Raw genomic sequence first — 26,969 nt, 5'->3', positions numbered from 1 at the left:
GTACCTCCGCTTTGACTCTTGGCCAAGACACTGGTCTATTGGCTTGAAAACAGGGCAAAATCATGTACTTTCTTTTCCTGTAAGAAAAACCGGGCAAAATACGCCCGGTCCTTAATCTCCAACCATGTGTGATGGACTAGTGTCTTTTCGGTGCTGAATCGCCGCTTCGGTTACTCGCTTGCCGCGGGCGCACCGCGAGCCTCCTCAGACAGGTAGGTATCTGCGGGGTCTCGCTGGCTCGCTGTTCCCGCAGGCGTCTCGCGCTTTCGTGTCTCGAGCTAACTCTTATTGATGAAATTGCCGCTTATCGTTCTACACCAAAGCAAAATCATAAACTTTCTTTTCCTGTAAGAAAAACCGGGCAAAATACGCCCGGTCCCTAATCTCCAGCCATGTGTGATGGGGTCGTGTCTTATCTGTGCTGAATCGTCGCTTCGGTTTCGGTTACTCAATTATTCTATCGAAGCAATGCCGTTTATCCAAGAATCAGTACGTTCTTTATTTGTCATGCAAGGGATCCGTTCCTGCTTACTCGTATTCATTTGAAGCGAGCGGTTTATGATTGACCCGTTCTGGTAGCAGATGCTGATCAAGCGTAAGCTTAATCTCGCGTATCGCTGCAGTTCGCGTCGATGAATCAGCCAATTGCTCCGCTCTTCGCCCAACCTCAGCAACAATTGCACTTCCAACGATAAATCCATCCGCATAATGCTCCAGTTCTGCGACTTGATCGCGCGATGAGATGCCGAAACCAACCGCAACCGGTAACTGCGCCACCTGCTTGACGCGTTCAAGGAATGGATAGACGTCAGGGTGGAACGTTTTGCGCATCCCGGTCACACCTAGAGAGGAGACACAATAGAGAAAGCCTTGTGCATGATCGCAGATCCTTTTGAGACGCTCATCAGATGTCGTTGGAGCAACGAGTGAAATCAAGCTTATTTTGTGTTCCGCACATTGATCGGCAAGGCTCCTGCTTTCTTCATAGGGCAAATCAGGGACAAGCAGCCCGTCAACCTCATGACTTACCGCCTCTTCAAAGAAACGATCTAAGCCAAATTGAAGCAAAACATTGGCATAGGTAAAAATAATGACCGGGAGATCAAGCCCCTGTGTACGCATTTCTTCCACAAGACGCATTGCCTGATTTAAATTTTCGCCATGACGCAGGGCTCTTTGCGATGCCTCTTGGATCACCGGTCCATCTGCCAGTGGATCTGAATAAGGAATGCCAAGTTCGAGTGCATCGGCACCAAGGGATTGGAGCATTAAAGCCAACGCAACGGTTGCTTCATCCGTTGGGTCACCCGCGGTTATAAATGGGATAAACCGCATAGTCTTAGCATTCGTCACGTGTTTCTCCATACGAACAGTCATAAACGCTCCCCCCTTTTTTCATGATTCGCTAAAACGTGCATGATTGTTTTAACGTCCTTATCGCCGCGACCCGATAGACAGACAATCACCTTTTGTTCTCTTCGCATCGTTTTTGCTACTTTGAAGGCAAGTGCGAGTCCATGGGCACTCTCTAACGCTGGAAGAATGCCTTCCAGTTCGGATAATTCAAGCAGCGCAGCGACTGCCTCGTTATCTGTAATTGCCTTATAGTCTACACGTCCCGACTCAGAAAGATAAGCGTGTTCCGGTCCGACACCCGGATAATCCAAACCTGCGGATATGGAATAAGGCGCTTTAATTTGACCATACGCATCTTGCAGCAGATAGGTTTTCATCCCATGGATAATTCCGACCGTTCCTTTCGTTAAGGTTGCGGCATGTTCGCCGGTGGTCACACCCTTGCCTGCTGCTTCCGCACCATACAACGAAACGGGATCATCTAAAAATGCGGTGAACAGGCCGATCGCATTGCTGCCGCCGCCAACACATGCAACCGCCGCATCAGGCAAACTTCCCGTTTGTTTCAAGCATTGTTCACGTGCTTCATCGCCGATAATACGTTGAAAGTCGCGAACAATCATTGGATAAGGATGCGGACCAACGACCGAACCGTCAATATATGCCGTATCATCGCTATGCGCAGCCCAATAGCGAAGCACCTCATTGACAGCATCCTTTAAGGTGCCATTTCCTGAATGTACCGGGATCACTTCCGCACCTAACAGCTTCATTCGGAACACATTCAATGCCTGTCGCTTGACGTCAACTGCCCCCATGAATACCTTGCATGGCAATCCGAAGTAAGCAGCAACCGTAGCAGAAGCCACCCCATGCTGCCCGGCGCCGGTTTCTGCTATGATCTGTTTCTTGCCCATTCGACGTGCCAGTAAAGCCTGGCCAACCGCATTATTGATTTTATGTGCGCCAGTATGATTCAAATCTTCACGTTTCAGAAAGATTTGCGCGCCGCCAAGTGTTTTGCTTAGTCGCTCACAATAACTAAGCGGTGTTGGCCGACCTGAATAGTCATGGAGAATGCGGCGATATTCACGCAAAAAAGATGAATCGCTGATGGCGTCTTTAAATCCCTTTTCCAATTCCAGAACGGCATGCATCAGCGTTTCCGGAACGTATTGTCCGCCAAAAGCCGCAAATCGTCCATTTTCATCGGTTCTGTATTTACTTTCGGCTTGTGCTTGTCTGACCATCATTAACCCCCACCTTTTCCTCTAAACTGCGAATAAGCGCTTGATCTTTACCAAAATGACGTTCAATTCCTGATGCGATATCAATGCCTGTCGGCTGATACATCATGAGTTCCTCTATATTTTCCGGAGTGATTCCACCTGCAATGAAACAAGGCACCTGCTGACGCTTTGCTTCGGATAAATAGTTCGGAATACGGTGCCAATCAAAGCGTTTTCCAGTCCCGCCAAGTGTTCCTTTTCGTTTTGTATCGATGATAAATCCATCGGCAGCTCCACGAAAACGGCGCATTTGATCCAACGTTGTTTCATCGTGATGGAGCGCTTTCCAAACGGATTGATCAACCATTTTTTTTACGGCAATCAAGTGATGCAGCGATTCTCCGCCATGCAGCTGCACAACATCAAGCGGAACATGCTCGCATACTGATTTGATAGTATCCAGTGAATCATCCGCAAACACGCCGACTAGCTGCTTTCCTTTGCATCGACCGATCTGATTCAGCCATTGTGATACTTGTTCGGTGCTGACTGTACGCTTGCTTTTGTGGGTGAAGACGAAGCCGATATAATCAGCATGGCTTGCATAGACAGCACTCAAATCGTTCAGGGAGTGATTGCCGCAATATTTAAGTACGGGAGGCATGAGCATTCACGCCCTTACCGAACAAATCGCAAATTTTCTGTTTTGGATCTGCTGCACAAATTAAAGCTTCACCGACAAGTGCAGCGTGTGTCCCTTGTTCCAAAAGGAACTGAACATCTTGCGGGCGATGCACACCCGATTCACTGATAAGCACTGCGTTTCTGGGTATGTTAGGGGCAAGTGCTGCCGTTACATGCAAATTCGTGTGAAAAGTCCTCAAGTCCCGATTGTTGACACCGATTATTTCAGGGGTAAAACCGTTTAAGAGCGATGCCAGTTCTTGTGCATCGTGCACCTCAACTAACGCCTCAAGTCCACGCGCTTTTGCCGCTAAGTACAATTCATGTAACGCGGTTGGTTCAAGCGCTGCAGCAATCAAGAGAACCGCATCTGCACCAATACGCGCACTTTCTTCAATTTGACGTTCATCAATAATAAAATCTTTGCGCAGAATAGGAAGTTGAACGCTTTGTCTTACTTCTATTAAGTCGTTAATGGAGCCATGAAAATAGTTTTGATCCGTGAGAACACTGATTGCGTCCGCACCTGCGGACGCATAGCGTGTCGCCGTTTTTTTTGCACTAATCTTCGTGTGAAATATGCCTTTAGACGGCGAAGCATGTTTCACTTCAGCAATTAACCCCAACTGATGATTGGGCCGTAATAATGCGTCTTTCAATGAATAATGCGGTTTAGGTTGAGACATGGGTTCAGGAAGCGAAAAGTGGGCCAGTTCTTCTTTCTTTGTCTTTAAGATCTGGTCGAGAATGGATTCAGGCATGCAGCATCACCTTCGTTTTTGCACGCAATAGTTGAAGCTGTTTGGCCGCACGACCGGATTGAATCGCTTCACGTGCTACACGAACGCCTTCTGCGATCGAATTTGTTTTTCCTGCGGTAAAAAGCCCTGCACCTGCATTCAAAAGTACCGCATTGATTGCTGAGACGTTACGTGACGTCCCGGTTAATACCGTTTCAATGATCTTTGCACTCTCCTGAGGATTATGAACGCGGAGCTCCTCAATGGTACCTCTCGTTAACCCAACATCCTCAGGAGTCAGCGTGAAAGTGTGGATCTGATTCTTTTCGATGAGGTATGCATCCGTTTTTCCTGCGATGGTCAGCTCATCCATACCGTCTGAACCAGTGACGACCAAGGCTCGTTTTGTGTTCAATTTAACCAGCACTTCGGCATAGCGTTTCGCTAATTCACGGCTGTATACACCGAGTAATTGATACGCAGCAGCAGCAGGATTCGTTAATGGGCCCAGTTGGTTGAAGATTGTCCGAAAGCCGAGCGATTTTCTCGGTTCGATTGCATAGCGCATTGATGCATGATAGAGCGGGGCAAAAAGGAAACACATATGCGTTTGCTCAAGCAACGCTGCTGCCGATGCTGGGGTGGATTGAATTGAAATACCTAGTGCTTCTAATGCGTCGGCAGCTCCACTCGTTGATGAAACCGAACGATTGCCATGTTTTGCAACATTCACGCCAAGCGACGAGAGCACAATTGCTGCAGCAGTGGACAAATTAAATGTAGCCATGCCGTCACCGCCGGTACCAACAATATCCAACAATGGATCCGCATACTTCAGCGGTAATGCATGTGCCCGCATGCCCCGAACCGATCCAGTCAGCTCATCTGCTGTTTCCCCGCGCAAACTTAACAGCGCCAAATAGGCAGAAATCTGATTGGAATCGACCTTGCCGTCCATGATGTCGTTCATCACAACTTCGGCTTCTTTTTCCGATAATGTCTTGCCTTGAACCAATTCTTTTAAAGTCGCTTGAAACATTCCGGTTCACTCCTCTTTTTTGAGGAATGAGCAGTTTGTGGAGTATAAAGGAGGGTGATCAGTTCAAAAAGATACTGATCACAAAGAAAAATCCGCAGAAGCTTCTGCGGGTATCTTGGCTATCTTAGCGTGGCAAACCCTCAGCTCTACTCAACTCAGCTCATTCTTTTTCTCTTCTCAACTTTTGACTGATCGCGTCCTGTGACGCAATCCAATCGTCAACATAATATAAAGATTATGTATTCATTATCTTAGTCAACAAGGAGACAACTGTCAACCATTTTTTGTCTGTTCATGCGTTGCATGCCGCACCTCATAAATTATGCTTCTTTATTGCGAATAACCGCTAACGCGGCTCATAGTTTTTCATAAAAAAAAGTTTCCGACGCCTTCAATTGATAGCGTGCAGCATTAAAAATCTGTTCCGTACTGCCAACAAATAGGATACCTTCCGGCTTAAGCGCTTGTCCTAATTTATGATAGATCGATTGTTTGCCTTCCTCGGTAAAATAAATCAGTACATTGCGACAGACAATTAAGTCAAACGATTTCGGTGGAGGGTCGAGCAGCAGATCATGTTTACGAAAATGAACGCTTTGTTTCAGCTGTGGCTGTACTTCGAATTGTGATCCCTTATTTATAAAAAAATGGCGCTCGTCAGCATTTAGCCCATGAATCGCCAGCTCCGGATAAATGCCATCTCTCGCCCGTTGCAAAACCTTTTCATCAATATCCGTTGCAAGGATCGAAAATTGGTTTTGCGGCAAATGTTTGCTCATCAAAATAGCCAAAGAATACGCTTCTTCTCCGGTTGAACACGCTGCGCTCCATACAGTGATTGTGCCTTTACGCGAAGCCATTTGGCTAATCTTTTTTTCTAAAACAGTCCATCTCTGGCGATTCCGAAAGAATTCAGTCACATTTATCGTCATTCGGCTCAGCGTTTCGTCCAATAACGCACGGTCCTCACGTAAATGATGCGCCAAGTCTTCAAAGGATGAAAAACCGTGCCGCATGCGCAATGTATTGAGGCGGCGTTTCATTTGTTCTTCTTTATAAAGACATAAATCGATTCCTGTCAAATTAAAAAACAAGCGTTTAAACGTTTCATAGTCTCCGTTGCGTAGTTCGGACATCTCTTCTACTCCTTAGCAAGTTACAGGCGTGCAACGCATTCATCTTCATTAAAGAACAGATTGATTTCCCGCGCTGCATTTTCTGGCGAATCCGATCCATGGATCACATTACGATTCATTCGCGTTGCGTAATCACCGCGAATGGTCCCCGGAGCAGCCTTTTCCGGATCGGTCGAACCCATCATGAATCGAGCAAGTTTGATAATATCTTCGCCTTCCCATACCATTGCAAAAACGGGTCCGGAAGTCATAAATGTCGTTAAATCATTATAATAAGGTCTTCCTTCATGCTCATAGTAATGCTTTTTAACCAATTCATCCGAGATGGTCATCAGCTTACCTGCAATCATTTTAAAACCTTTTGCTTCAAATCGAGCGATAATCGTGCCGATTAATCCGCGACGTACACCGTCTGGTTTGATCATTAAAAATGTGCGTTCCATCTTTACTCGCCTCCTAAGCGATAAATTCAATGATAAATCAACTATTCAAGACACTCACATGTACCTTGCATGCGGGTATCTGAATTAATAGTTTCTTGTACCAATATAATCTGCAATTACCCTTAATGCATGGGTTACCTTCACTTGTGGCAACTGTTCTAAGAGGTCGATCCCCTTTTGCAAATAAGCATTACTCAATTGTTCGGAATCCCGGATCGCACCTGATGCGCGAATTGAATGAATCACAGCGTCCCATTGTTCATGACTTGGATTCTTGTTCTCGAGTACTTTCCGGATACTCTTGCGCAGGCCATATCGATTCATTGCGAAATAGGTTGGCAAAGTAATGTTTCCATTACGTAGATCACCGCCAGCGGGTTTGCCCAGTTGTTTCTTGGTACCTATAAAGTCGAGAATATCATCCGTAATCTGATAACTCATGCCCAAATAATAGCCAAAGTAATAGAGCTTTAACCCAATTTCAGACGAACAGCCCGATGAAAGTGCTCCTAACTGACAGCTCAAAGCCATAAGCAGTGCTGTTTTCCGTTTAATTCGTCTTAGGTAGGTTCGTAAATTTTGCTTCCAATGATACAGCTCTTTTATTTGATCAATTTCACCAAGACTGAGATCGCGGATGACACGCGAAATGCTGCGGTGTACTTCAAGATTGTCCACATCTGAGATAAGCTCGATTGCCTTCGCAAAGATAAAATCGCCAGTGAACATCGCAACACGATTATTCCATTGTGCTTTGACCGTCGGTTTTCCACGTCTCAAGTCAGAATCATCAACGACATCGTCGTGAACAAGCGACGCCATATGAATTAGCTCCAGCATCACTGCTGAATCTTTAACTGCCTTTCGCTCCGGATCACCATATTCGGCGCAAAGAAGAGTCAGAAGGGGGCGTATGCGCTTTCCCCCCGCCTTGAGCAAATCAAGCGATGCCTCGCTCAATAGTGGATTGGCTACAGAAAGTACAGATTCCAATTCGCGTTCAACGCTTTTTAGCTTGCTTTTTTTTTCCAAATATATTCTGGACAGGGTCATCTCTTTCACCTTTCACTAAGTCGTGGAACTGCTAGGCATGTTAACCGTTTCGATCTGGTTTCAAGCCTTTATTCCTCTATGAATAGCCGCAATACCTCCCATTAATGAGTGAACCGCAATGTCGGCAAAACCGGCCTGCTCAAACAACTTGGAAAGTGTCTTTTGGTCTGGAAATTTTGAAGCGGATTCATTTAGCCAAGCATACTCTTTATAACTTCCCGCAAACAACTTTCCAAGAATCGGCATCATAAATCGAAAATAAATGAAGTACAGTTGTCGATAAACCGGTATCTTCGTTTGCGACGTTTCAAGGCATACCAAAGTCCCCCCTGGACGAAGGACACGATTTATTTCTTTAAGAACCGTTAAATAATCCGGAACATTCCTCAAACCGAAACCAATCGTAGCACGATCAAACGAAGCGTCTTCATATGGAAGATCCATGGCATCACCATTTACAAGCTGCACGTGTTCAAACTGATGCGCATCTTGTTTCATTTTTGCGATTTTCAACATATTATCGCTGAAATCAAGACCGACGACTCGTCCCGTTGCTCCAACCTTTTCAGCAAGAGACATTGTCCAATCACCGGTACCGCAACAAACATCAATAATATGATCACCCGGTCTTGCTGCGACAAGCTCATCAGCCTTTCGACGCCACGCTTTATGTTGATTAAAACTGATCAACGAATTCATCGCGTCGTACCGCTTATAAATTTTTTGAAAGACGTGGTGCACTTTCTCACGTTTTGCTTCTTGCTCCATTATTTCGTTCAGTCCTCTCTTTATCACCGTTATGCCGTTAGCGGCAATTGCAGGTTTATATAATCCTTTAATTTGAGAAAGAGCTCGGACTGATCCTCTGACCGTTTCAATGCTTGTGACAGTTGTGCGGTTCGGCTTTTTATTTCCCAATCTAATTTTTCAACCAGCTGGTCATCATCATCAAGGCGCATTTTTGAAAAGTATCCCGTATGTTTTTCCTCATTTCTAAGATCCCTTTCCGCAATGAGCCGTTTAATTAAGAAAAAATCACTAATGTACGGAACAACATGCGTAAAGCCCAGCTGGCGCGCGATCTTCCCTACTAGAGCGCTCTCAATTTTCTTTATTTCATGGATTAACTCCTGCCAGCCAAAATGGACGGGAGGGAAAAATAAGGCACATTTATATTCATTAAAATTTTGTATTGCTTGAGCGACCCATTTAACAAGTTCAATATTCGATTGTCGTGCAAGTGTATAATAGTACAGTGCACTGTAGAAATCACCGGATAGCACCGTTAGCTGCCTTTGCTTAAGCAGTTCTTTGTTCGTTCGCTTTTCGCAAGTCATGGTTTCATGGGTGTTTAATCCGATTTCAGCAACCATCACACTTTTCGTGTAGGAGCCGGCGGCTTGTTGCGGCTCATTCATTCGAAAAAGCATATAGTAAATCGTCATCTTATCTCGATCGATGTCCGGTTTCGGCAGAACCGTTTGTACATACTCATGCTTTAATTCAAGACAAAGCTGATGACAGACCAAGTCTAATTCTTTAAATAGCGACAAAGCTTTGCCCCCCCATGCCAAACATTTTCAAATGGCAGAACGCATCATGCTTTCGATTCAGCTTGGATTACCCCATGTTTGGTCTGAATGGTTGCCTGCCCGTGTACCTTAATCGCTGACGTATGCTCGGTGAACTGTGCAATCATGACCTCACCTTTATCCAGTTTCTCCGTGTGAAAAAAACGCGTTTCCGCTCCGCGGGTCAGACCAATGACATTCACACCGTCTTCTTCTGCCTTGATCACGAAGTAATCCCCTAATACTTCTTCATTTTTCAGTTCCATCAAACGATCCCTCACTTTCTTCATTGTTTAATGATTGATAAGCGACATCGCTTCCGCACGCGCATTCAAATCCTTTTGAAAAATTCCGCGTACCGCAGAAGTAATTGTTTTTGCTCCTGGTTTTTTTACACCGCGCATCGTCATACACATATGCTCGGCTTCGATTACTACAATCACCCCATAAGGCCGCAAGGTTTCAACGATACTGTTCGCAACTTCTGAAGTTAATCGTTCCTGAAGCTGCGGTCTCTTGGCAACCGCTTCAACCGCCCGTGCCAGTTTACTGAGACCAGTTACCCGTCCGCCTCTTGGAATATAGCCAACATGTGCCTTGCCGAAAAAAGGAACAAGATGATGTTCACACATTGAATAGAAGGGTATATCTTTTACTAATACCAATTCTTCATGCGCTTCATGAAACGTTTTCGACAAATATTCTCTCGGATCCTGCCGCATGCCCTGAAAGATCTCTTCGTACATACGAGCCACACGTTTCGGTGTCTCAATAAGTCCTTCCCTGTCCGGCTGCTCCCCAATAGCCTCAAGAATCATCCGAACAGCTTTCTCTATTTTTTCATGATCCACGTTCACTAAACATATCCTCCCAAATTCCATGTCCCGCAAAACGAAATCGTAAATGGTGAGCTCTATTGATTCAGGCTCAATAATGCAAATCTATGTACGATTACTTGCTCTAATAGAAAATTCTAGCATAGCCCAATACAAAAATAAAGAAAAGTTGATCGATCCTTAAGAATCCTTCCAATAAAAAACGAAGCGGGTCTGCTTCTTATGAGAATCTTCCGGCTGCCCTTCTCTAAGCCCCTTTGCTGTCGCTCTGTACTTGTTTTAATAACGATACGTTACAAGACGCTCACATCAACAGGCTGAACCGATGAACGTCGCCCTGCGCGCTATTCGCAACCGTTTGCCTTGTACAGGATCATAAACTTTCTTTAGCTTGCAAAAGGAGCCATCCGAAATGGATGGCTCCTTCCAATGTACGTCCTATGTAATCTTTCAGATCATTGGACGGCTTCTTTTAATGCTTTACCCGGTTTAAATGCCGGCACCTTGCTTGCGCTGATTTCGATTTCTTCGCCCGTTTGAGGATTGCGCCCCTTACGTGCAGAGCGTTCGCGAACTTCAAAGTTGCCAAATCCGATTAATTGAACTTTGTTGCCATCTTTCAATGCATCGGCAATCGTTGACAGGACAGAATCAACCGCTTTTGTAGCATCCTTTTTAGACAATTCTGCAGATTCTGCAACCGCAGTAATTAATTCAGTCTTATTCAACACTTTCACCTCCTTAAAAGGGATTAACTCCCCTTTTGCGCTGGATGAAACATCAACAACGCTTATCATATACGAAGTAATGGAAGAATTCAACAGCTTTTATAAAAATATTGCCCTATTATCAGCTTTTTAATCGTTCTTCCTATGAAAAAGGCGAAAAAAATTGAATCACAGCGACCGATTTGGATGGCGATGTATCCAAGCTATTTTTTGCAAAGAAAAAGACCCCTGGTGGGATCTCAAGTGATTTCATTCGCGTGTTATAGGATGATCGCAATCAGTCCCCCGGAGCCTTCGTTGATAATTCGTTCCAAGGTTTCTTTTAGTTTATACCGTGCATTTTCCGGCATTAATGCCAGTTTAGCAGAAATGCCTTCTCGAACAATCGAGTTCAAGGAACGCCCGAAAATATCGGAATTCCAAATTGAAAGCGGATCGTCTTCAAAGTCTTGCATCAGGTAGCGAACGAGTTCTTCACTCTGTTTTTCTGTTCCAATGATTGGGGAGAATTCAGATTCAACATCCACCTTGATCATATGAATGGACGGTGCGACAGCTTTCAGCCGCACACCAAAACGAGAGCCTTGCTTAATGATCTCCGGTTCATCGAGACTCATGTCATTGATGGATGGTGCTGCAATTCCATAACCGGTCTGTTTCACCATCTTCAATGCATCGGCCACTTGATCATATTCACGTTTCGCATGCGCAAATTCCTGCATCAGTTGCAGCAAGTGATCTTTACCGCGGATTTCAACGCCAACGACCTCTTTGAGCACTTGATCATAGAGATTATCCGGTGCATACAGATCAATTTCTGCCGTTCCTTTCCCCATTTCGATTCCGGACAGTTGCGCATTCTCAATGAAATCGTATTCGCCAAACGTGCCGACGACCCGATCTACATCGCGAAGCCGCTTGATATCCTTAACGGTGTCTTTGACCGCGTCTTCATAGCTCTTGCGCAGCCAGTGTTCATCGCTGAGCACCATCACCCAGCTTGGCAGGTTCACATTCACTTCCAGCACTGGAAATTCAAAAAGTGCTTCGCGAAGAATGTTGTTAATATCATGCTCCGTCATGTTCTCGACACTCTGGGCGAGACATGGGATATCGTATTTCTCAGACAATTCTTTTCGCAATCCCTCGGTTTCCGGATGGTAGGGATGCGTTGAGTTGATAATTAAAATAAACGGCTTGCCGACCTCTTTTAATTCATCAACAATGCGTTCCTCAGCTTCAACGTAATCTTCTCGGCCAATCTCTCCAATGGATCCATCAGTCGTAATGACGACGCCAAGCGTCGAGTGTTCTTGAATAACCTTGCGCGTTCCAATTTCCGCCGCTTCCTGAAAAGGAATCGGTTCGTCGTACCACGGTGTGTGCACCATGCGCGGACCATTTTCATCCTCAAATCCTTTTGCACCTTTTACCGCATAACCGACACAGTCAACGACACGAATATTGACATCCAGACCTTCTTCCACCGTAACCTTAACTGCATGATTAGGAATAAATTTAGGCTCGGTTGTCATAATCTGTTTGCCTGCTGCACTTTGCGGTAATTCGTCTTTAGCGCGAACACGGTCTGCCTCATCTTCAATATTTGGCAGAACCACCAGTTCCATGAATTTCTTAATAAACGTCGATTTCCCGGTTCGGACAGCTCCAACGACCCCTAAGTAAATATCTCCGCCGGTTCGTTCCGCAATGTCTTTGAAAATATCCACTCGTTCAAGTTTTTCCAAAGTTGGCACCCTCCCGCTCCTCCTTCTGCAATAAATTACCTCGGTGATCGTTCTAAACATATGACTTTGTCCATTAAATATGCCTATAATATTTGGATCTTCCGAAGGTGTGATCAAAGTTGGACCGGCAGCTGGACTATATGCTGCCTATCCCTATTAAGCTATTGTTTCTATGCTTTTTTATGACTACTTTGCGCAAAAAAAATTAGAGAGAAGACCATAAAGTCTTCTCTCCGCATGACTAAGTCCTTCCACGCCCTTAAACTCTTGCAAAATGGTTGACGCCCCTATATTTTATGCAAATCCTGCTTTCTTTGCCGCTGACGTCAGCCCATTACTTTTGCTTTGGGCTGAAAATTTTAGACAGTGACGAAAAATTCCCCGGTATGTTTCCTGAAGTAATCGCTTTAACAATTGCGTCTTCTTTTTCCTTAGAAACGGGTACCCCTGCTGTCTGACCAATTCGGGCAACTAAGTCTTTAACAACCTGCGGATCACTGAAATCGGCGTTAGAAACAGAATCAGCGATCTTAAAAATCTCATCTTTCTTCACGTTTGTCTTCTTCTCGATGTTATCAAAAAAAGGATTATTGGAATCCAATGAGCGTCCTCCTTTACCCTGCATTCTTTATAATGTATGCGCGGAATATTGGAGGTGTTCCTTGGCCATTAATGTTTTTGTTCCATTCGTTCGTTTAAACTGTGTGTCAACGGAGCAATTTCATCCTTCTTGTCGCGATCCATTAGTTCATCAACTGCAGTCTTTGGATGTTTTCCCTCAAAAAGAACTTGATAAATTGCGGTTGTGATCGGCATTTCGATATTCAGCCCTTCTGCCAATGCATGTGCTGCTTCTGCGGTCCGTACGCCTTCAACGACCATTCCCATTGATTTGAGGACCTCGTCAAGTTTTTGACCTTTCCCAAGCATATTTCCTGCACGCCAGTTACGGCTATGCACACTCGTACAAGTGACGATCAAATCACCCATTCCGGTTAAACCGATAAACGTCAATGGATAGGCGCCCAGTTTGGTTCCTAAACGGGAAATTTCCGCCAAACCCCGTGTAATTAGGGCTGCTTTGGCGTTATCCCCATAGCCGAGACCGTCAAGCATACCCGCACCCAGTGCTATAATATTTTTTAATGCACCGCCAATCTCAACACCAATCATGTCTTCGTTTGTGTACACTCGGAAATAATGGTTAAAAAATAAATCCTGTGCTGTTTTTGCTGCTTGGGAATTTGGTGAAGCAACGGCAACGGTTGTCGGGTGTCTAAGTGAGACCTCTTCGGCATGGCTGGGCCCGGAAAGTACAACAACCCCTGAGCGCAAGGATTCAGGAATCTCTTCCATGATCACTTCAGACATACGTTTGAATGAGCCCGGTTCAATTCCTTTAACGCCATGAATAAATAAGAGCGGGTGATTCAGTTTCGTACGAATTTGTTTAAGAACGTCGCGCATCGCTTTTGCAGGAACAACAAGCAACAATGCAGATGCATCTTTTAGTGCTTCATCTAAACGGTCGGTACCTTTGATCAAGTTGGATAGAACAACACCCGGGAGATACTTCTCGTTTGTATGCTGATTTTGAATTTCTTCCGCCTGCAGTTTCCTGTGGCTCCATAGTGAGACATTATATCCATTATCGCTAAGCACCATGGACAGCGCGGTACCCCAGCTGCCTGCACCAATTACAGCTATTTTCTTATCCATCATTTTTCCTCCTCGCTTCAGCAGTTAGATTGAACAAGAAATCGTTATGCCTGTACTTTCTTGTGTCCGAGCTTATTTTCTTTGCCATGGATCAATCGATTAATATTTGCGCGATGCTGATAGAATGCAAGAATGGTGATGAGAAAAGCCACGACCAGAACACCTGCTGAATAATTATGAAAGATCCAGCCTAAGACCGGGACCGCCAAGAGAAAAAATAAGGAACCAAGCGATACAAACCGTGTTGCAAAAATAATCAGGAGCGTGATCACTCCGGCAATCAGTGCGTAAAGCGGCATAATCATAAAGAATACACCAATGGTTGTAGCAACGCCTTTGCCGCCCTTAAAACCATAATAGATTGGAAAATCATGGCCGATTATTGAAGCCAATCCCGAAAGTGCAACGGCCCATTCTGGAAGTCCAAACGCTTGAGCAATCAAAATGCTGATCACGCCTTTCAAAACGTCCAGAAGCAAAACGCCGACAGCAGGACCAGTGCCAAGAACCCGCAAAGTATTCGTAGCTCCTGCATTCCCACTTCCGGTTTTTCGAATGTCGATCTTTTTTATTTTTTTCGTGATAAGATAACTAAAGCTTATTGATCCAATCAGGTATGAAATAATTGTTGATAGCGCAATCCACATGATTTAATGATCCCCTCTTATTTCTCATTTTTCTTGCGGGACAAGAGTTTAATTGGTGTGCCGATAAAACCGAACGTTTCACGAAATCGGTTCTCAATATGTCGTAAATAAGAGAAATGCAGCAGTTCCGGATCGTTGACAAACAGCACAAAGGTAGGCGGCCGAACGGCAACCTCCGTTACATAATAAATTTTGAGTCGTCTTCCCTTGTCGGATGGCGGCGGTGTCATTGCAACAGTATCCATGATGCAATCATTAAGCAAGCTTGTCTGAATACGCAAGCTGTGATTTTCTGCAACCTGTTGAATGACCGGCAAAATTTGATCCACTCGGCTGCCGGTAAGCGCGGAAAGAAAAACAATCGGTGCATAATCAATAAATTGAAATTGTTCACGAATCTTCTTTTCAAACTGATGCATTGTTTTGCCATCTTTTTTTACTGCATCCCATTTATTAACGACAATGATAATTGCTCGACCAGCATCATGCGCATATCCGGCAATTTTCTTATCCTGTTCAATAATGCCTTCCTCACCGTTAATTAACACAAGCACGACGTCGGCTTCTTCAATCGACCGCTGCGCACGAAGGACACTGTACTTCTCTGTCTTTTCGTAGACCCGTCCGCGGCGGCGAATCCCCGCTGTATCAATGATCACGTAGCCTTGCCCGTCTCTAGTGAACGGTGTGTCTATCGCATCACGGGTTGTCCCTGCAAGATCGCTGACGATGACTCGCTGTTTGCCCAAAATGGTGTTTACAAGAGAGGACTTCCCGACATTTGGGCGGCCGATTAGTGCGAATCGGATCGCGCCGTCATCATCTGATGCCTGTTCTGCGGCAGGAAATTTAGTAACTGCTGCATCAAGCAAATCGCCGATTCCTTGACCGTGAGCGCAAGAAATAGCGTAAGGGTCGCCAAGCCCCAGTGAATAGAACTCATACATCTGATTTCTTTGTTTATAATGATCCAGCTTATTTACGCCAAGAACAACAGGCTTACTTGAACGCCTCAGCAGCTGCGCAACCGCTTCATCCGCATCGGTCAGTCCCGTTTTTCCATCAACAATAAATAAAATGACATCAGATTCATCTACAGCAATTTCTGCTTGTGCACGCATCTGTTGCAGCAAGGGCTCATCGCCAAGCTCAATTCCGCCGGTGTCAATCACATGGAATTCGTGCGTCAGCCATGTACCGTTTCCGTACAACCGGTCCCGAGTTACTCCGGGTTTGTCCTCGACGATGGCCAGACGCCCGCCGACAATCCGATTAAATAGAGTCGATTTACCAACGTTTGGACGTCCAACGATGGCGATCGTGGGTTTAGACATAATCTTCCTCCTAGAAAGCAGTTGCGAATCACTCATCCTGTGAACCCCTACTTATCGGGCTGCTTTGGTTCACGTTTATGAAACATTGAGCCTAATTCGTGTTCTCTTTTTTTGATAGGTTTCCTTACTTAAATTAATACAGAAACAACTTTTGATTTTAACACATTTAAACGGAAAACTCTTTTATCATTTTAATCACAATAAAGGAACCTTTCCTTTTGCAGGAGAGGTTCTTCATCAAGACTCCTTGGTCATACTATATCCTTTGATCGGTCATTTAAACCGCTTTAATTCTGGTTCACATCCACTAAGATACAGAAAAAGCGAAAAAACGAAGGAAACAGGTACATGCTCCCAACAATTTCCGCTTGTTTGCTGCAATCATAGAGCTTGTTTATTTTAGCTTCTTTAATTGGTCGCCAATCATGTCGCCAAGAGAGAATCCTGTCGATGCTTCTTCGATTTCAGGATTTTCTTCCGGTTGCACTTCTTGTTTTGCTTCCTGTTGAGGTTCTTCAAGCGCCTTAATGCTTAACGATACCCGTTGTTCATCAAAATTCACATCAAGAACCTTGACCTTGATTTTCTGATTTTCGGTGAGTACCTCTTCCGGAGTTCCAATATGTTCGTGAGAAATCTCAGAAATATGAACAAGCCCTTCAACACCTGGCAGCAATTCAACAAATGCCCCAAATGGAACCAGCCTCTTTACCGTGCCTTCAAGCACGTCGCCAACGTTGATTTTTGATTTTGCAGTTTCCCATGGACCAGGCTGTGTTGCTTTAATCGACAGAGAAATTCGTTCATTTTCCGGATCTACAGCCAGCACTTTAACCTTCACATGGTCGCCTTCAGCGACTACTTCTGAAGGGATTTCGACATGATAATGGGCGAGCTGAGAGATATGAACAAGACCGTCAACGCCGCCAATATCAACGAATGCGCCAAAATCAGTCAAACGTTGAACAGTTCCCTCAAGAACAGACCCTTCCTGGATTGATTCGAGAGTTGCTGTTTTCTTTTTATCGGCTGCTTCGTCAAGGACGGCACGATGTGACAGAATGACTTTCCGTTTTTCACGGTCAAGTTCAACAATTTTCACATCAAGTGGTTTGCCCTTATAGTCGCTGAAATCTTCAACAAAATGACGTTCAACAAGTGACGCAGGAATAAAGCCGCGTACGCCCAAGTCGACAACTAATCCGCCTTTTACAACATCCGCAATTTCAACTGAGAATGTTGTTTTGTTATTGAATTTGTCTTCAAGGTCGTCCCATGCCAAATCTGCATCTACTTCACGCTTCGATAAGACGAGTTCATCGTCTTCAAGTTTTGTCACTTTGACGCTGATTTCATCGCCTTCTTTGAGCAAATCAGCAACCTTTTCAACATGGAGACTGGAAAGCTCGCTGATCGGAAGAATGCCGTCCACTTTATATCCAACATCAACTAGTGCATGTTTTTCTTCCACTTTTGTTACTTTGCCGTTTACAACTGTTCCAACATTCAAGGCATCGAATTGTGCCATATCATGATTCACTTCTTCAACCATTCTCCGGGACCTCCTTTAATTAACCAAACGAGAAAATATCCTAGTTCTAACTTCTTACAATTAACCGGTTTTGTCAAGCCGTAGAACCTGTATGAGTAGCAATCAATTGTTCGATATGCTTCATAATAATTGCGGTTACTTCGGAAGCTTTCAGTTTCCGATCTTTTAATTCTTTCATGTTTAATGGTTTGCCAAACACAACTTTCATTTTTCCGCGAAATTTAAAATTCCCGATAATGGCGCAGGGAACGACAAGCGCATTCGTTTTCAAGGCGAAAAAACCAGCGCCTGAGTAGGCATGCTGCATCTTCGTATGTTTCAAATTCCGATGCCCTTCAGGAAAAATCAACAACGCATGTCCTTCGCGAAGCAGCTTCATCGCTAAACGGATCGCCCCGCGGTCGCCTGTCCCTCTTCGAATCGGGAAGGCATTCAAGCGGTGAAGCACCGCTCCGAATAAAGGGATTTTGAACAGTTCCTCTTTAGCAACAAAGCTTAGTGGCCGTGAAAGCGATGTGCCGACTAAAGGCGGATCAAAATTAGAAAGATGATTACAACAAATCAGTGTACTGCCTTGATCCGGTACGTTCTCCTGTCCAATCACTTGGATTTTAAATCTGAAACGAAAGAACAGCGCAACTAATGGCTTCCCAATTGAATAAAGGTTCAAGATAGCTGTTTCTCCTTTACATAATGCAGAATCTGTGACACAACGTCTTCAATACTCATTGACGTTGTATCGACTGCGATTGCATCTTCTGCTTTAACCAGCGGAGAGATTTCTCGTTCCATATCTTTTTTGTCCCGCAGTGCAATCGCCGCCTTTAACGATTCCATCGATGGATGCCTGCCTTTAAGTTCCTCTTCTCGATACCTGCGAACGGCCCGCTCATCAACGGAAGCAATTAAGAAAATCTTGACCTGAGCATTGGGAAGCACATGTGTACCGATATCCCGTCCATCCATGACCACACTGCAGGATTCAGCAAGTTTTCTCTGGCGTGCAACCATTTCCGTCCGTACTTCTTCATAAGAAGATACAAGTGAAACCTGTTTGGTAACATCAGGATAGCGAATGCGTTCGGTAACATCTTCGCCATCAACATAGACTTTTTGCCCCGACTCGTCATGTACGAGTTGAATCTCTGTTCGGTCAAGCAATTGCTTTAACTGATGACCATCGTTTAAATTCGCATTTTCGCTTAGCGCTTTAAAAGTCAGTGATCGATACATTGCGCCTGTATCGATATAAACAAACCCCAATTTTTTGGCAGCAATCTTTGCAACGGTGCTTTTTCCTGCCGCTGCCGGTCCATCGATTGCCACTTGAAATAAATTCTCCATGTTCCTTGCTTGCTCCCATCCGTCTTGTCTCTTACATAGTCCTGTCACCATATCACGATCTGCGCATTTCCAGATCCATTTGTTTCTTCCTTGCTTCCAGTTGCTTTTCAAAGCAATAGCGAATGATCGGCTGCCTTTCTTTTTCCGAATCAGGGAGAAATTGAATGCTCGCCCTTTGTCCATTCGTCCTCTTATCTGTGAAAATACGTGTCACTTGTGCACGAAGTACAAGGTAATGATAGCTTCCGGATGCCGTTGGCAAAGAAAGCCATGCATGAATCATCATGTCTTCATGAAGCCCGTCGCATTTATCCGGCAGCAGAACCAACGCGCCGCCGCCGCCAAGATCACTTGTCAATGATGTAAAAGGACTGAACATACCTTCCGTCGAGTGAATCGCTATGTCGACGTTGCAAGCAACGCGAACATAGTCTCTCCGCTGAATGCTTTGCATTTGATTCTCTCCGCCAAAGCTTATTGCCAGCAACGGTACTTTACCCGCTGATCGGTGCAGCAGAGTTGTTGGGAAACGGAACACATGATCGTCAACTAAATAAACAGCCATGAAGTTCGTTCCGTTTAACAGCAAAGGCGTCCGACCTGTCTTCTCATCTATAGGATAATCGATAAGAAGCAGTTGATCCCGAATTTCTGCAAGTTTGCATCGGTAGCGCTTGATTTCGTTCTGGTTATTTCGGTGTTCTAATATGAGTGTGCTGCCGACCTTCATTTGCATCGTTGTTTCCCCCAACGCTTAATCAAACACGAGTTGCTTGATTTGCCAAGTCATGCCAATGGTTCACATCTAGCACCTATTATACATTAGATGGCTAAGTTCAGCCAAGTCATTGAGCAATACTCATCTGCGCATGATGCATGGTCAATCATTCTTTAAGCAATTCGACCTTTTCTTGATTGCCATTCGCCGCATTCAGCAATACACGATATGTGTCATTGCCCCGTGTTGCAAAGAACTCGTAACACAATACGTTCTTAAGCATTGCATTCTGGAAAACGGCAAGATCAGTTTCCTGTACTTTCAAATTCTGGTTCAATTGTTTTCGTGCTTCCGCTTCAGACAGTCCCGGTTTCAACGGCACATTGTCGCATTTATTAAACAGATAATCCGTTTGATCAAATGCAAGGATTTCACCATTATCGAGTGCCACTTTGATCCGAATTGATGCCGGGTACACACGAATGTTGTTTTTCCGCAGAACATAGGTGAGTACAGCAACATGATTATACTTGTTCCGTTTTGTCAGCTCCATATTTTTAAACGCGTGCTGGTTTAAATAGTTTCCTGATCGCTGAGACGCTTCATAAAGCGAAAGCGTTTCCTTCCTAACCGGGCGCTCAAAAAGATACCAGATCACATGCCCACCTTTTTTGGTCACCGATGCACTCAGCGAACGTTTTTTTGCTTTCATGCTGATCTCATAGGCGGGCACATTCGAACCTTTTCCCGCTTTAGCCACTTTAACAACTTGAGCATTCGAAAGTCCGGTCCATTTTTTTAAGTGGGAAACCGCCTGACTGCCGGAGACCTCTGTCCCTTTTATCGGATTTAGGTTTTTCTTCTGTAACACCACATTTTTGGGATTTTCAGGACTGAAGCTGTTTGTATATTCAGTCGCTTGGTTATCAATCCGTTTCATCCCGTCAATGACTTGATTATCTTGATTCTGGTTTTTATCTTGAAGCACATACTCAACGTCCATCCAACGCAAATGCTCTTTCATCACTTTTGCCTGGACATCCCTTAATCCGTCACGAATCGTTCGTGACTCGGAATAGAGTTGTTGAAGATTCTTATATTCTTTGTCACTTAACTTTCGATCGTTGGTCGATTTTACACCGGTGTTATAGGTGAATTCGCCGACATGTGACAAGAATTCATTGGTGCGATTAAAGGGCATCAAGGTGAGCGGAAGTTCATTCGCTGCCGCATGAGCAAGCGCACTTAAGCGCCACGTTTCAACGAGTTGCGGACGCATCGTATCGCGCGTTTGCATTGCGAGTGCTGTTCCTAATGATTCTTCCAATGAATCGACATAGTAGTTCAGTTCATGAAAAGCTTGTTGATAATGATTCTCTGCATGGATCATCACGTTCTTTTTCATTTGCCGTTCCTGAAAACCCCAAACAGCTAAACCGATAATGAGCATGACGCATGCTGCTGACAATATGATAATCCAATACCGGCGTCTCAATAAAATTACCTCCTATTTACAAAAAATGTGTTTTCCAATTTTTCCAATTTGCGGTCTTGTCCAAATCCAAGCTGAGGTTGCCGTGTCCGGATTAAAGTAATAGATCGCACCGTTTGAAGGATCCCAACCGTTAATCGCATCCATGACTGCTTTTTTTGCCGATTCATTCGGTGTCAGCCATATTTGACCATCTGAAACGGCTGTGAATGCACCCGGCTGAAAAATTACGTCAGAGATATTGTTTGGAAATCGGGGATCTGCGACACGATTGACGATGACTGCTCCGACAGCCACTTGACCTATATAAGGTTCCCCCCTTGATTCCCCATAGACCGCGTTAGCCATCAAGTTAATGTCTGATTTTGAATAGCCTTGCGGCAAATTATCAATCGTATATTTTCCCTGGTTTTGTTTTCCTGTAGTTGCAGACCCGCTTGGCGATTGAGCTTTCTTTTGAACTTGCTGACTGAGCGGAATCCCCCCATAGTAGGTAAATGTATTGCCTGCATTGAGATTGCTTATCACAAAATTACGATCGTATTGGGAAGCTTTCACCAGTTTCTGTTTTGTCTGAGCGCCTCCCATTCCATCGATCTTTAAACCAAATTGAGATTGAAAATTTCGAAGCGCCCAATAGGTTCCGTATCCGAAAGCACCATCAATTTTTCCCTTATAGAAACTGATATATTGAAGACGCGCCTGCAGTTCAATAACATCATCACCCGTATCTCCCCGCATAATGACACGATCTGAAAATGCCGCTGCCTCATTCGTGTGAACAAACAGCAGTACAGATGCGAGCATCGCAGCATAAAAAACTCGAATCAGTCGTTTTTTCAATGATTTGATCCTCCCCGAGTGTATCGAACACTCCTTGATTATTCTTCTGATTTCCAGCAACTCAGAAATCACATTTATGGTTCCAACTATGAGCCAAATTATGTATTTCATAAAAAGAGAAACGGTCGCAAAAGTGCTCGAATCACCTGCATGCGTTACTGCCTGCTTCAGCAAATGTTTCGTGTAATGAAACAAAAAAAGAGATCGTCTCATCGTTATAGGATGTTGAGACAACCTCTTCAATTCATTTATTCAGTTTATCGACGGTCATTTTTATTATTTAATGAAGCATGACATGAAAAATGTGTGGCAGAGATAAACTATAACCAGCCGCGTGTTCGTGCAGATTCAGCAATTTTATATACTCCGGCAAGAAATGCAGCCGAACGCATGGATATGCTGCGCTCCTCAGCAATATGATGAATGCGTTCAAAAGCATCGGCTAAGATCTGTCGAACACGCATTTCACCTTCTTGTTTACTCCAAATAAGCCCCTGTCTGTTCTGTGCCCATTCAATGTATGAAGCAGTCATATCTCCCGAACTGGTTAAAATTTCCGGAAGAAACAAAATGCCATTTTGGGTCATCCATTCCGCAGCATCATCAGAAACCGCATCTTCGGCCGCTTCGACGACGAGCGAGCTGTTAATCTTTTGTGACGCCCTGCCCGTAATCTGATTGGCTACTGCTGCCAAGACCATAATATCACAGGGTTTCCCCAGAAGTTGCTGACTGGTCAGCGAATGTTCATGCAGCTTCGTGATTGTTCCAAAGCTGTCTCTGCAGGCAATCAAATGCGTTAAATCAAGACCATCAGGATCATATACGGCGCCATAAGCATCGGATAAACCGGTAATCGTAACCCCTGAATCAGCGAGTGATTGAGCGACATAACCTCCGAGTTCACCAAATCCTTGAATAATCGCTGTAGCGCGACTGAGATTTATACCCTTTTTACGTGCCGCTTCTGAAATAAATAAGACGATACCACGTCCAGAAGCATGTTCCCGACTTTTCAAACCACCAAGTACAATCGGTTTGCCGGTAATAAATCCGGCCGACTGGTCGGGACACATTTTACTATACTCATCCATCATCCAAGCCATCACTTGGGAATTTGTAAAAATATCAGGCGCAGGAATGTCAAGATATGGGCCAATTACAGAACGAATGGCCTGTATGTAGCCGCGGCTCAGCAATTCAAGCTCTCGAACGGAGAGCTCTCTTGGCTCACAGAGTACGCCGCCTTTTGCTCCGCCAAACGGTATATTAAGTAAACCGTTTTTTAAACTGTTCATTAAAGACAGTCCATGCAATAAAGGTTCCGAAACTTCCGTATGAAACAAAACGCCACCTTTTGTAGGCCCAACTGAGAAGCTGTGCTGCACGCGGTAACCGGTGAACACACGAACTTGTCCATTATCCATTTTAACTGGAATTCTGACGGTAAGGGTTCTTTGAGGCGCTTTGAGCAGCTCAAAAACTTCTTCAGAATAGCCTAGTTCAGCGAGTGCTTCTTGGATCATTCCGTGTACTGAAGCAAGAAAGCAAACCTGCTTTTTTGTAAAGTCTTGTTGAAATACCGACACCAAAATCTTCCTTTCTGCGCCGGCAGCAATGAATGGCTGCATAAAGCTTATTCATGCGAATTTCACTCATGAAGCAGCCTGCTTGCGCATAAAGTCTACTATAATTATAATACCTGACACAAACAGATGGAGCGAATGAACCATTCGCTTTCTGCCCATTGCTTGTGCAAAATAAAGTAAGAAAAACGATTCCGCCGCTGACCTCCGCTTTGATTCTTGGCCAAGGCACGGATCTATTGGCTTAAGGACGGGAAAAAATCATAAACTTTCTTTATCTGCCATGAAAAACTCCGCATTACTTCGTATGCGGAGTCTTAACAAAATAGCGGTATAGATCGGCAACTGCCTGATCCTTCATCAGGCATTTCCCGTACTCTTCCAGTCGAAAGATTGTAATGGTTGATGTATTGCCGTACTCCGCAAGAATTGCAACCAACGTATCAACGTCAAACGAATCATCTAAATGGTGTTCATCGAAGTGCAGATAATATTTATGCTCAAATAGAAATAGGCTTCCTGTACGAATACCTGAATCATATAGTGTCTTCGCTAGTGCAATGACATCATCCAGCTGCTCAAACTGATAAAGAACATCTTGGCTTTCATCCATCGTTACCTGCATTTGGATAAAGTCGTCGTCATCACTGAAATCATCATCTGTTTGATCATGACTACTCTTCATCCCTTTAGACACAATCACAACCATTCCCTGTGCCGGAAGGGAAAATATTTCAACATCGATCGGTCCCGATGCTTCAAAGCCCAGCTCATCACCTGCTTCAAGCATCATGTCCCGAAAGAGTTTCTCAACGCTTGGCAAGTCGTGCCACATATCTTCTTTTGTAATGCCTCGTTCTTTAAGGTCGTCAAAAGTCAGGAAAATCTTAATCCTGTTTGCATTTAAACGTTCCAATCGCATCGCAAATGTCCCCCTTGCCGTCCAGCCTGATCTCAATTGCGCATCACTGTAGACCTTTACTGTATGTATATGATCTCAGCATATTTCGGTGTCTCCTGTCTGAAATACAGGCCGAACACGACGCAAACTGCTGCGCTCCGAAAGTGTGCACGATGAACTTGAGTGTAGTATACAACGCCAGACTGAAAATGTACAAGCATTTCTTCTCTTCAAAGTCGATTGCGTTGCAGCGTGAGCAGTAATACATCAGGCTTCGCTCCAAGTCTTAGCGGAATTTTAGTCGTCCCGTAACCGCTGCTAATGATTAGTGTCCCAAACGGCAGTTTTTTTACACCTGCCTTCTCCTTTAAAGTGAACCCGAAAAAATTTATTTGCCCGCTGTGTGTATGCCCTGAAATAACATAATCAATCTTCATTTTCCCGTTCAATTCATGCTTAATATCCGGATTATGACTGAACAGTACGGTTGGTGCATTGCTTCGACGGCTGTTGAGCACCTGTTCAAGATCAGGTTGACCGGCAAGCAAGTCATCAATCCCGCAAAAGTTGAGCGAATACCCCTGCTCATCAATGATGTAGGTTGCATTTTCGATTACGGTGACGGCGTATTGATCCAGCAGCGTCTTTATTTGTTGTGTCTTTGCTTCACGATCATGGTTCCCCCAAACAAAAAATACTGGTGCGCAAGAAGTCAACAGACGAAGGTTAGCTTCGACTCGTTTAAGCGGAACTCCTTTTTCCGTCAGGTCGCCTCCGATTACCACATAGTCCATGGATTTCTTTAATGCATTCAGCCAAGATTCAGAGATGCGGCGCCGATGAATGTCGGAGATAAAAAACAGATGCTTGCCAATAAAAGGATCCGGCAAATCAGCAAATTCCAGATCGAGCGTTAAAACGCGATTTAAGTGTCCCTCAAGAAACATCCAACCTAATAAAAGTACGGCAGCCCCAATCAGTAAAGCCGCTAAAAAAGTAACCATCATTTCTCACTCCATCCGCGTACGATTAAACCGGTATTTTATTTATTCGCATCAGAAAGCAGATCTGTGTCAGGGCGAATAGAAAAGATAAATGAAATCCGGTCTATGTACGAGCCGTTCACGCATATACAATGATGTCGAAGTAATTTCAAGGTTTAGAAGGGAGGTAATAACGTGGCATCCTCACGAAAATGGTATGCACCGTACATCAGTCCGCATGATCCCTGTCCTCCTTTAACCCCCGTCTCTTATGAAACCCCGGTGCAGCTCTATCTTGGCTTTCAACCAAAAGGGATGGAACAATTTTCTCCCTTTGACGCGCTTGCACACGGCACGTTATGGCCAGGACTCTATACACCGTATACCAATCCATACAAAACAAAGGAAAGGGGCTGAGGATGTGGCTGATTCAACACCAGTACCGGAGAGTTATTATCCCGATCTTAAAGCACTTCAAGCCATCGATTTCACACTCGTGGAACTTAATTTGTATTTAGACACACATCCTAATGATTTGGAAGCACTGAAACAATTCAATTCGGCGGCCAAGAAAAGTGCTGAACTCCGCGAAAACTTTGAGGCGCGTTATGGTCCGCTGCAGAATTTTGGACATAGTCTCTCCGCTTATCCATGGAAATGGAAAGACACGCCTTGGCCATGGCAAGTGTGAAAACGTCCTAAGGAGGCGGAATTTGTGTGGTATTATGAGAAGAAATTGCAGTATCCGGTTCGTGTCGGCATCTGCAACCCTGGCGTTGCCAAGTTTCTTATCGAGCAATACGGTGGAACAGACGGCGAATTGGCCGCCGCACTGCGCTATCTGAATCAACGGTACACGATACCGAGCCGTGTTATTGGTTTGTTGAACGATATCGGTACAGAAGAATTTGCCCATTTGGAAATGATTGCCACAATGGTCTACAAACTGACAAAGGATGCGACACCGGAACAACTAAAAGAAGCGGGTCTCGGCGATCACTACGTCGATCATGGGAAATCGGTTTATTATCATAATGCAGCCGGTCAAAAATATGATCTCGGCGTTCAGTCAAAAGGCGACCCAATCGCTGACTTGTATGAAGATATTGCTGCAGAAGAAAAAGCGCGATCGACGTATCAATGGATTATTAATATAACTGATGATCCGTTGATTAACGACTCTCTGGGTTACCTGCGTGAGCGTGAAATCGTTCATTCGCAACGTTTCCGAGAGGCAGTAGAAATACTTAAAGAAGAGCAAAGCAAAAAAAGGATCTTCTGATCATT

At 44.6% G+C, this 26,969-nt stretch carries 30 protein-coding genes; 3 read left to right on the top strand and 27 right to left on the bottom strand.

Translation table 11 applies throughout. The features are described from left to right. Positions 1-528: 528 nt before the first annotated feature. The 27 genes from trpA to AA84_RS0105020 form a co-directional block, all read right to left on the bottom strand. A complete protein-coding gene (gene trpA, locus AA84_RS0105150) occupies positions 529-1,377 on the bottom strand; it encodes a tryptophan synthase subunit alpha (RefSeq protein WP_037563025.1) in 849 nt (282 codons plus the stop codon). Continuing rightward, the gene (gene trpB / locus AA84_RS0105145; protein ID WP_028976322.1) at positions 1,374-2,606 is read right to left on the bottom strand and encodes a tryptophan synthase subunit beta; all 1,233 of its coding nucleotides are present in this window, start codon (positions 2,604-2,606) and stop codon (positions 1,374-1,376) included. The genes trpA and trpB overlap by 4 nt, the downstream gene beginning before the upstream one ends. Continuing rightward, positions 2,578-3,249: a phosphoribosylanthranilate isomerase gene (locus AA84_RS0105140; RefSeq protein ID WP_051577814.1), complete on the bottom strand. Its 672-nt coding sequence runs from the start codon at positions 3,247-3,249 to the stop codon at positions 2,578-2,580. Before AA84_RS0105140 ends, trpB begins: the two co-directional genes overlap by 29 nt. Then, positions 3,233-4,030, bottom strand: a complete 798-nt coding sequence (gene trpC, locus AA84_RS0105135) for an indole-3-glycerol phosphate synthase TrpC (protein ID WP_037563023.1) — start codon at positions 4,028-4,030, stop codon at positions 3,233-3,235. Before trpC ends, AA84_RS0105140 begins: the two co-directional genes overlap by 17 nt. Next, positions 4,023-5,048 (bottom strand): anthranilate phosphoribosyltransferase, encoded by a 1,026-nt coding sequence (gene trpD, locus AA84_RS0105130; RefSeq protein ID WP_028976319.1) that lies wholly within the window; start codon positions 5,046-5,048, stop codon positions 4,023-4,025. The genes trpC and trpD overlap by 8 nt, the downstream gene beginning before the upstream one ends. A 356-nt stretch (positions 5,049-5,404) precedes the next feature. Further along, on the bottom strand, positions 5,405-6,184 hold the full coding sequence (locus AA84_RS0105125; RefSeq protein ID WP_037563021.1) for a CheR family methyltransferase: 780 nt from the start codon (positions 6,182-6,184) through the stop codon (positions 5,405-5,407). A gap of 20 nt (positions 6,185-6,204) precedes the next feature. Next, positions 6,205-6,627 carry a nucleoside-diphosphate kinase gene (gene ndk, locus AA84_RS0105120; RefSeq protein ID WP_028976317.1) on the bottom strand — a complete coding sequence of 141 codons (423 nt, stop codon included), beginning with the start codon at positions 6,625-6,627 and terminating at the stop codon, positions 6,205-6,207. A gap of 84 nt (positions 6,628-6,711) precedes the next feature. Then, positions 6,712-7,680 (bottom strand): polyprenyl synthetase family protein, encoded by a 969-nt coding sequence (locus AA84_RS0105115; protein ID WP_028976316.1) that lies wholly within the window; start codon positions 7,678-7,680, stop codon positions 6,712-6,714. A 60-nt stretch (positions 7,681-7,740) separates the two neighbouring features. Then, positions 7,741-8,448, bottom strand: a complete 708-nt coding sequence (locus AA84_RS0105110) for a demethylmenaquinone methyltransferase (protein WP_028976315.1) — start codon at positions 8,446-8,448, stop codon at positions 7,741-7,743. 29 nt (positions 8,449-8,477) lie between these two features. Continuing rightward, the gene (locus AA84_RS0105105; protein ID WP_028976314.1) at positions 8,478-9,233 is read right to left on the bottom strand and encodes a heptaprenyl diphosphate synthase component 1; all 756 of its coding nucleotides are present in this window, start codon (positions 9,231-9,233) and stop codon (positions 8,478-8,480) included. A gap of 44 nt (positions 9,234-9,277) precedes the next feature. Beyond that, positions 9,278-9,517 carry a trp RNA-binding attenuation protein MtrB gene (gene mtrB, locus AA84_RS0105100; protein WP_028976313.1) on the bottom strand — a complete coding sequence of 80 codons (240 nt, stop codon included), beginning with the start codon at positions 9,515-9,517 and terminating at the stop codon, positions 9,278-9,280. A gap of 27 nt (positions 9,518-9,544) precedes the next feature. Further along, positions 9,545-10,132, bottom strand: coding sequence for a GTP cyclohydrolase I FolE (folE, locus tag AA84_RS0105095; protein ID WP_169736930.1), 588 nt, complete (start codon positions 10,130-10,132; stop codon positions 9,545-9,547). Positions 10,133-10,542: 410 nt separating this feature from the next. Further along, positions 10,543-10,815 (bottom strand): HU family DNA-binding protein, encoded by a 273-nt coding sequence (locus AA84_RS0105090; protein WP_010023597.1) that lies wholly within the window; start codon positions 10,813-10,815, stop codon positions 10,543-10,545. A gap of 260 nt (positions 10,816-11,075) precedes the next feature. Beyond that, on the bottom strand, positions 11,076-12,563 hold the full coding sequence (gene spoIVA / locus AA84_RS0105085) for a stage IV sporulation protein A (RefSeq protein ID WP_037563031.1): 1,488 nt from the start codon (positions 12,561-12,563) through the stop codon (positions 11,076-11,078). Between the two features lie 334 nt (positions 12,564-12,897). After that, complete coding sequence (locus AA84_RS0105080; RefSeq protein ID WP_028976310.1) at positions 12,898-13,164, bottom strand: stage VI sporulation protein F; 267 nt, start codon at positions 13,162-13,164, stop codon at positions 12,898-12,900. Between the two features lie 68 nt (positions 13,165-13,232). Continuing rightward, the gene (locus tag AA84_RS0105075) at positions 13,233-14,285 is read right to left on the bottom strand and encodes an NAD(P)H-dependent glycerol-3-phosphate dehydrogenase (RefSeq protein ID WP_028976309.1); all 1,053 of its coding nucleotides are present in this window, start codon (positions 14,283-14,285) and stop codon (positions 13,233-13,235) included. Positions 14,286-14,326: 41 nt separating this feature from the next. After that, positions 14,327-14,929, bottom strand: a complete 603-nt coding sequence (plsY, locus tag AA84_RS0105070; protein ID WP_028976308.1) for a glycerol-3-phosphate 1-O-acyltransferase PlsY — start codon at positions 14,927-14,929, stop codon at positions 14,327-14,329. A 17-nt stretch (positions 14,930-14,946) separates the two neighbouring features. Next, the gene (gene der / locus AA84_RS0105065; RefSeq protein WP_028976307.1) at positions 14,947-16,263 is read right to left on the bottom strand and encodes a ribosome biogenesis GTPase Der; all 1,317 of its coding nucleotides are present in this window, start codon (positions 16,261-16,263) and stop codon (positions 14,947-14,949) included. Positions 16,264-16,657: 394 nt separating this feature from the next. After that, complete coding sequence (gene rpsA / locus AA84_RS0105060) at positions 16,658-17,815, bottom strand: 30S ribosomal protein S1 (protein WP_028976306.1); 1,158 nt, start codon at positions 17,813-17,815, stop codon at positions 16,658-16,660. Between the two features lie 73 nt (positions 17,816-17,888). Next, the gene (locus AA84_RS0105055) at positions 17,889-18,485 is read right to left on the bottom strand and encodes a lysophospholipid acyltransferase family protein (protein ID WP_028976305.1); all 597 of its coding nucleotides are present in this window, start codon (positions 18,483-18,485) and stop codon (positions 17,889-17,891) included. After that, complete coding sequence (gene cmk / locus AA84_RS0105050) at positions 18,482-19,159, bottom strand: (d)CMP kinase (protein ID WP_028976304.1); 678 nt, start codon at positions 19,157-19,159, stop codon at positions 18,482-18,484. The genes AA84_RS0105055 and cmk overlap by 4 nt, the downstream gene beginning before the upstream one ends. 52 nt (positions 19,160-19,211) lie before the next feature. Then, positions 19,212-19,895: a flagellar brake protein gene (locus AA84_RS0105045; protein ID WP_028976303.1), complete on the bottom strand. Its 684-nt coding sequence runs from the start codon at positions 19,893-19,895 to the stop codon at positions 19,212-19,214. Between the two features lie 148 nt (positions 19,896-20,043). Beyond that, the gene (ypeB, locus tag AA84_RS0105040; protein ID WP_197021233.1) at positions 20,044-21,372 is read right to left on the bottom strand and encodes a germination protein YpeB; all 1,329 of its coding nucleotides are present in this window, start codon (positions 21,370-21,372) and stop codon (positions 20,044-20,046) included. A gap of 12 nt (positions 21,373-21,384) precedes the next feature. Next, positions 21,385-22,176, bottom strand: a complete 792-nt coding sequence (gene sleB, locus AA84_RS0105035) for a spore cortex-lytic enzyme (protein WP_051575338.1) — start codon at positions 22,174-22,176, stop codon at positions 21,385-21,387. A 356-nt stretch (positions 22,177-22,532) separates the two neighbouring features. Beyond that, on the bottom strand, positions 22,533-23,843 hold the full coding sequence (locus AA84_RS0105030) for a Glu/Leu/Phe/Val family dehydrogenase (RefSeq protein WP_414625733.1): 1,311 nt from the start codon (positions 23,841-23,843) through the stop codon (positions 22,533-22,535). A 253-nt stretch (positions 23,844-24,096) separates the two neighbouring features. Further along, the gene (locus tag AA84_RS0105025; RefSeq protein ID WP_028976299.1) at positions 24,097-24,720 is read right to left on the bottom strand and encodes a genetic competence negative regulator; all 624 of its coding nucleotides are present in this window, start codon (positions 24,718-24,720) and stop codon (positions 24,097-24,099) included. A 209-nt stretch (positions 24,721-24,929) separates the two neighbouring features. Beyond that, entirely contained in the window at positions 24,930-25,703 is a 774-nt protein-coding gene (locus AA84_RS0105020) for a metallophosphoesterase (RefSeq protein WP_028976298.1), read from the bottom strand. A 174-nt stretch (positions 25,704-25,877) separates the two neighbouring features. Between AA84_RS0105020 and AA84_RS0105015 the strand changes: the two genes are divergently transcribed. Genes AA84_RS0105015 through AA84_RS0105005 form a run of 3 tightly spaced genes read left to right on the top strand, consistent with a single transcriptional unit; the run spans position 25,878 to position 26,964 of the window. Next, positions 25,878-26,099, top strand: a complete 222-nt coding sequence (locus AA84_RS0105015; protein WP_028976297.1) for a spore coat associated protein CotJA — start codon at positions 25,878-25,880, stop codon at positions 26,097-26,099. 4 nt (positions 26,100-26,103) lie between these two features. Further along, positions 26,104-26,373: a spore coat protein CotJB gene (locus AA84_RS0105010; RefSeq protein WP_028976296.1), complete on the top strand. Its 270-nt coding sequence runs from the start codon at positions 26,104-26,106 to the stop codon at positions 26,371-26,373. Positions 26,374-26,397: 24 nt separating this feature from the next. Next, positions 26,398-26,964 (top strand): manganese catalase family protein, encoded by a 567-nt coding sequence (locus tag AA84_RS0105005; RefSeq protein WP_028976295.1) that lies wholly within the window; start codon positions 26,398-26,400, stop codon positions 26,962-26,964. The last annotated feature ends 5 nt before the right edge of the window (positions 26,965-26,969 follow it).

This window comes from Sporolactobacillus terrae DSM 11697 (assembly GCF_000648615.1).
GTDB lineage: Bacteria > Bacillota > Bacilli > Bacillales > Sporolactobacillaceae > Sporolactobacillus > Sporolactobacillus terrae.
The sequence above is the reverse complement of the archived record's forward strand: the minus strand, read 5'-3'. Positions and strand labels throughout refer to the sequence as shown.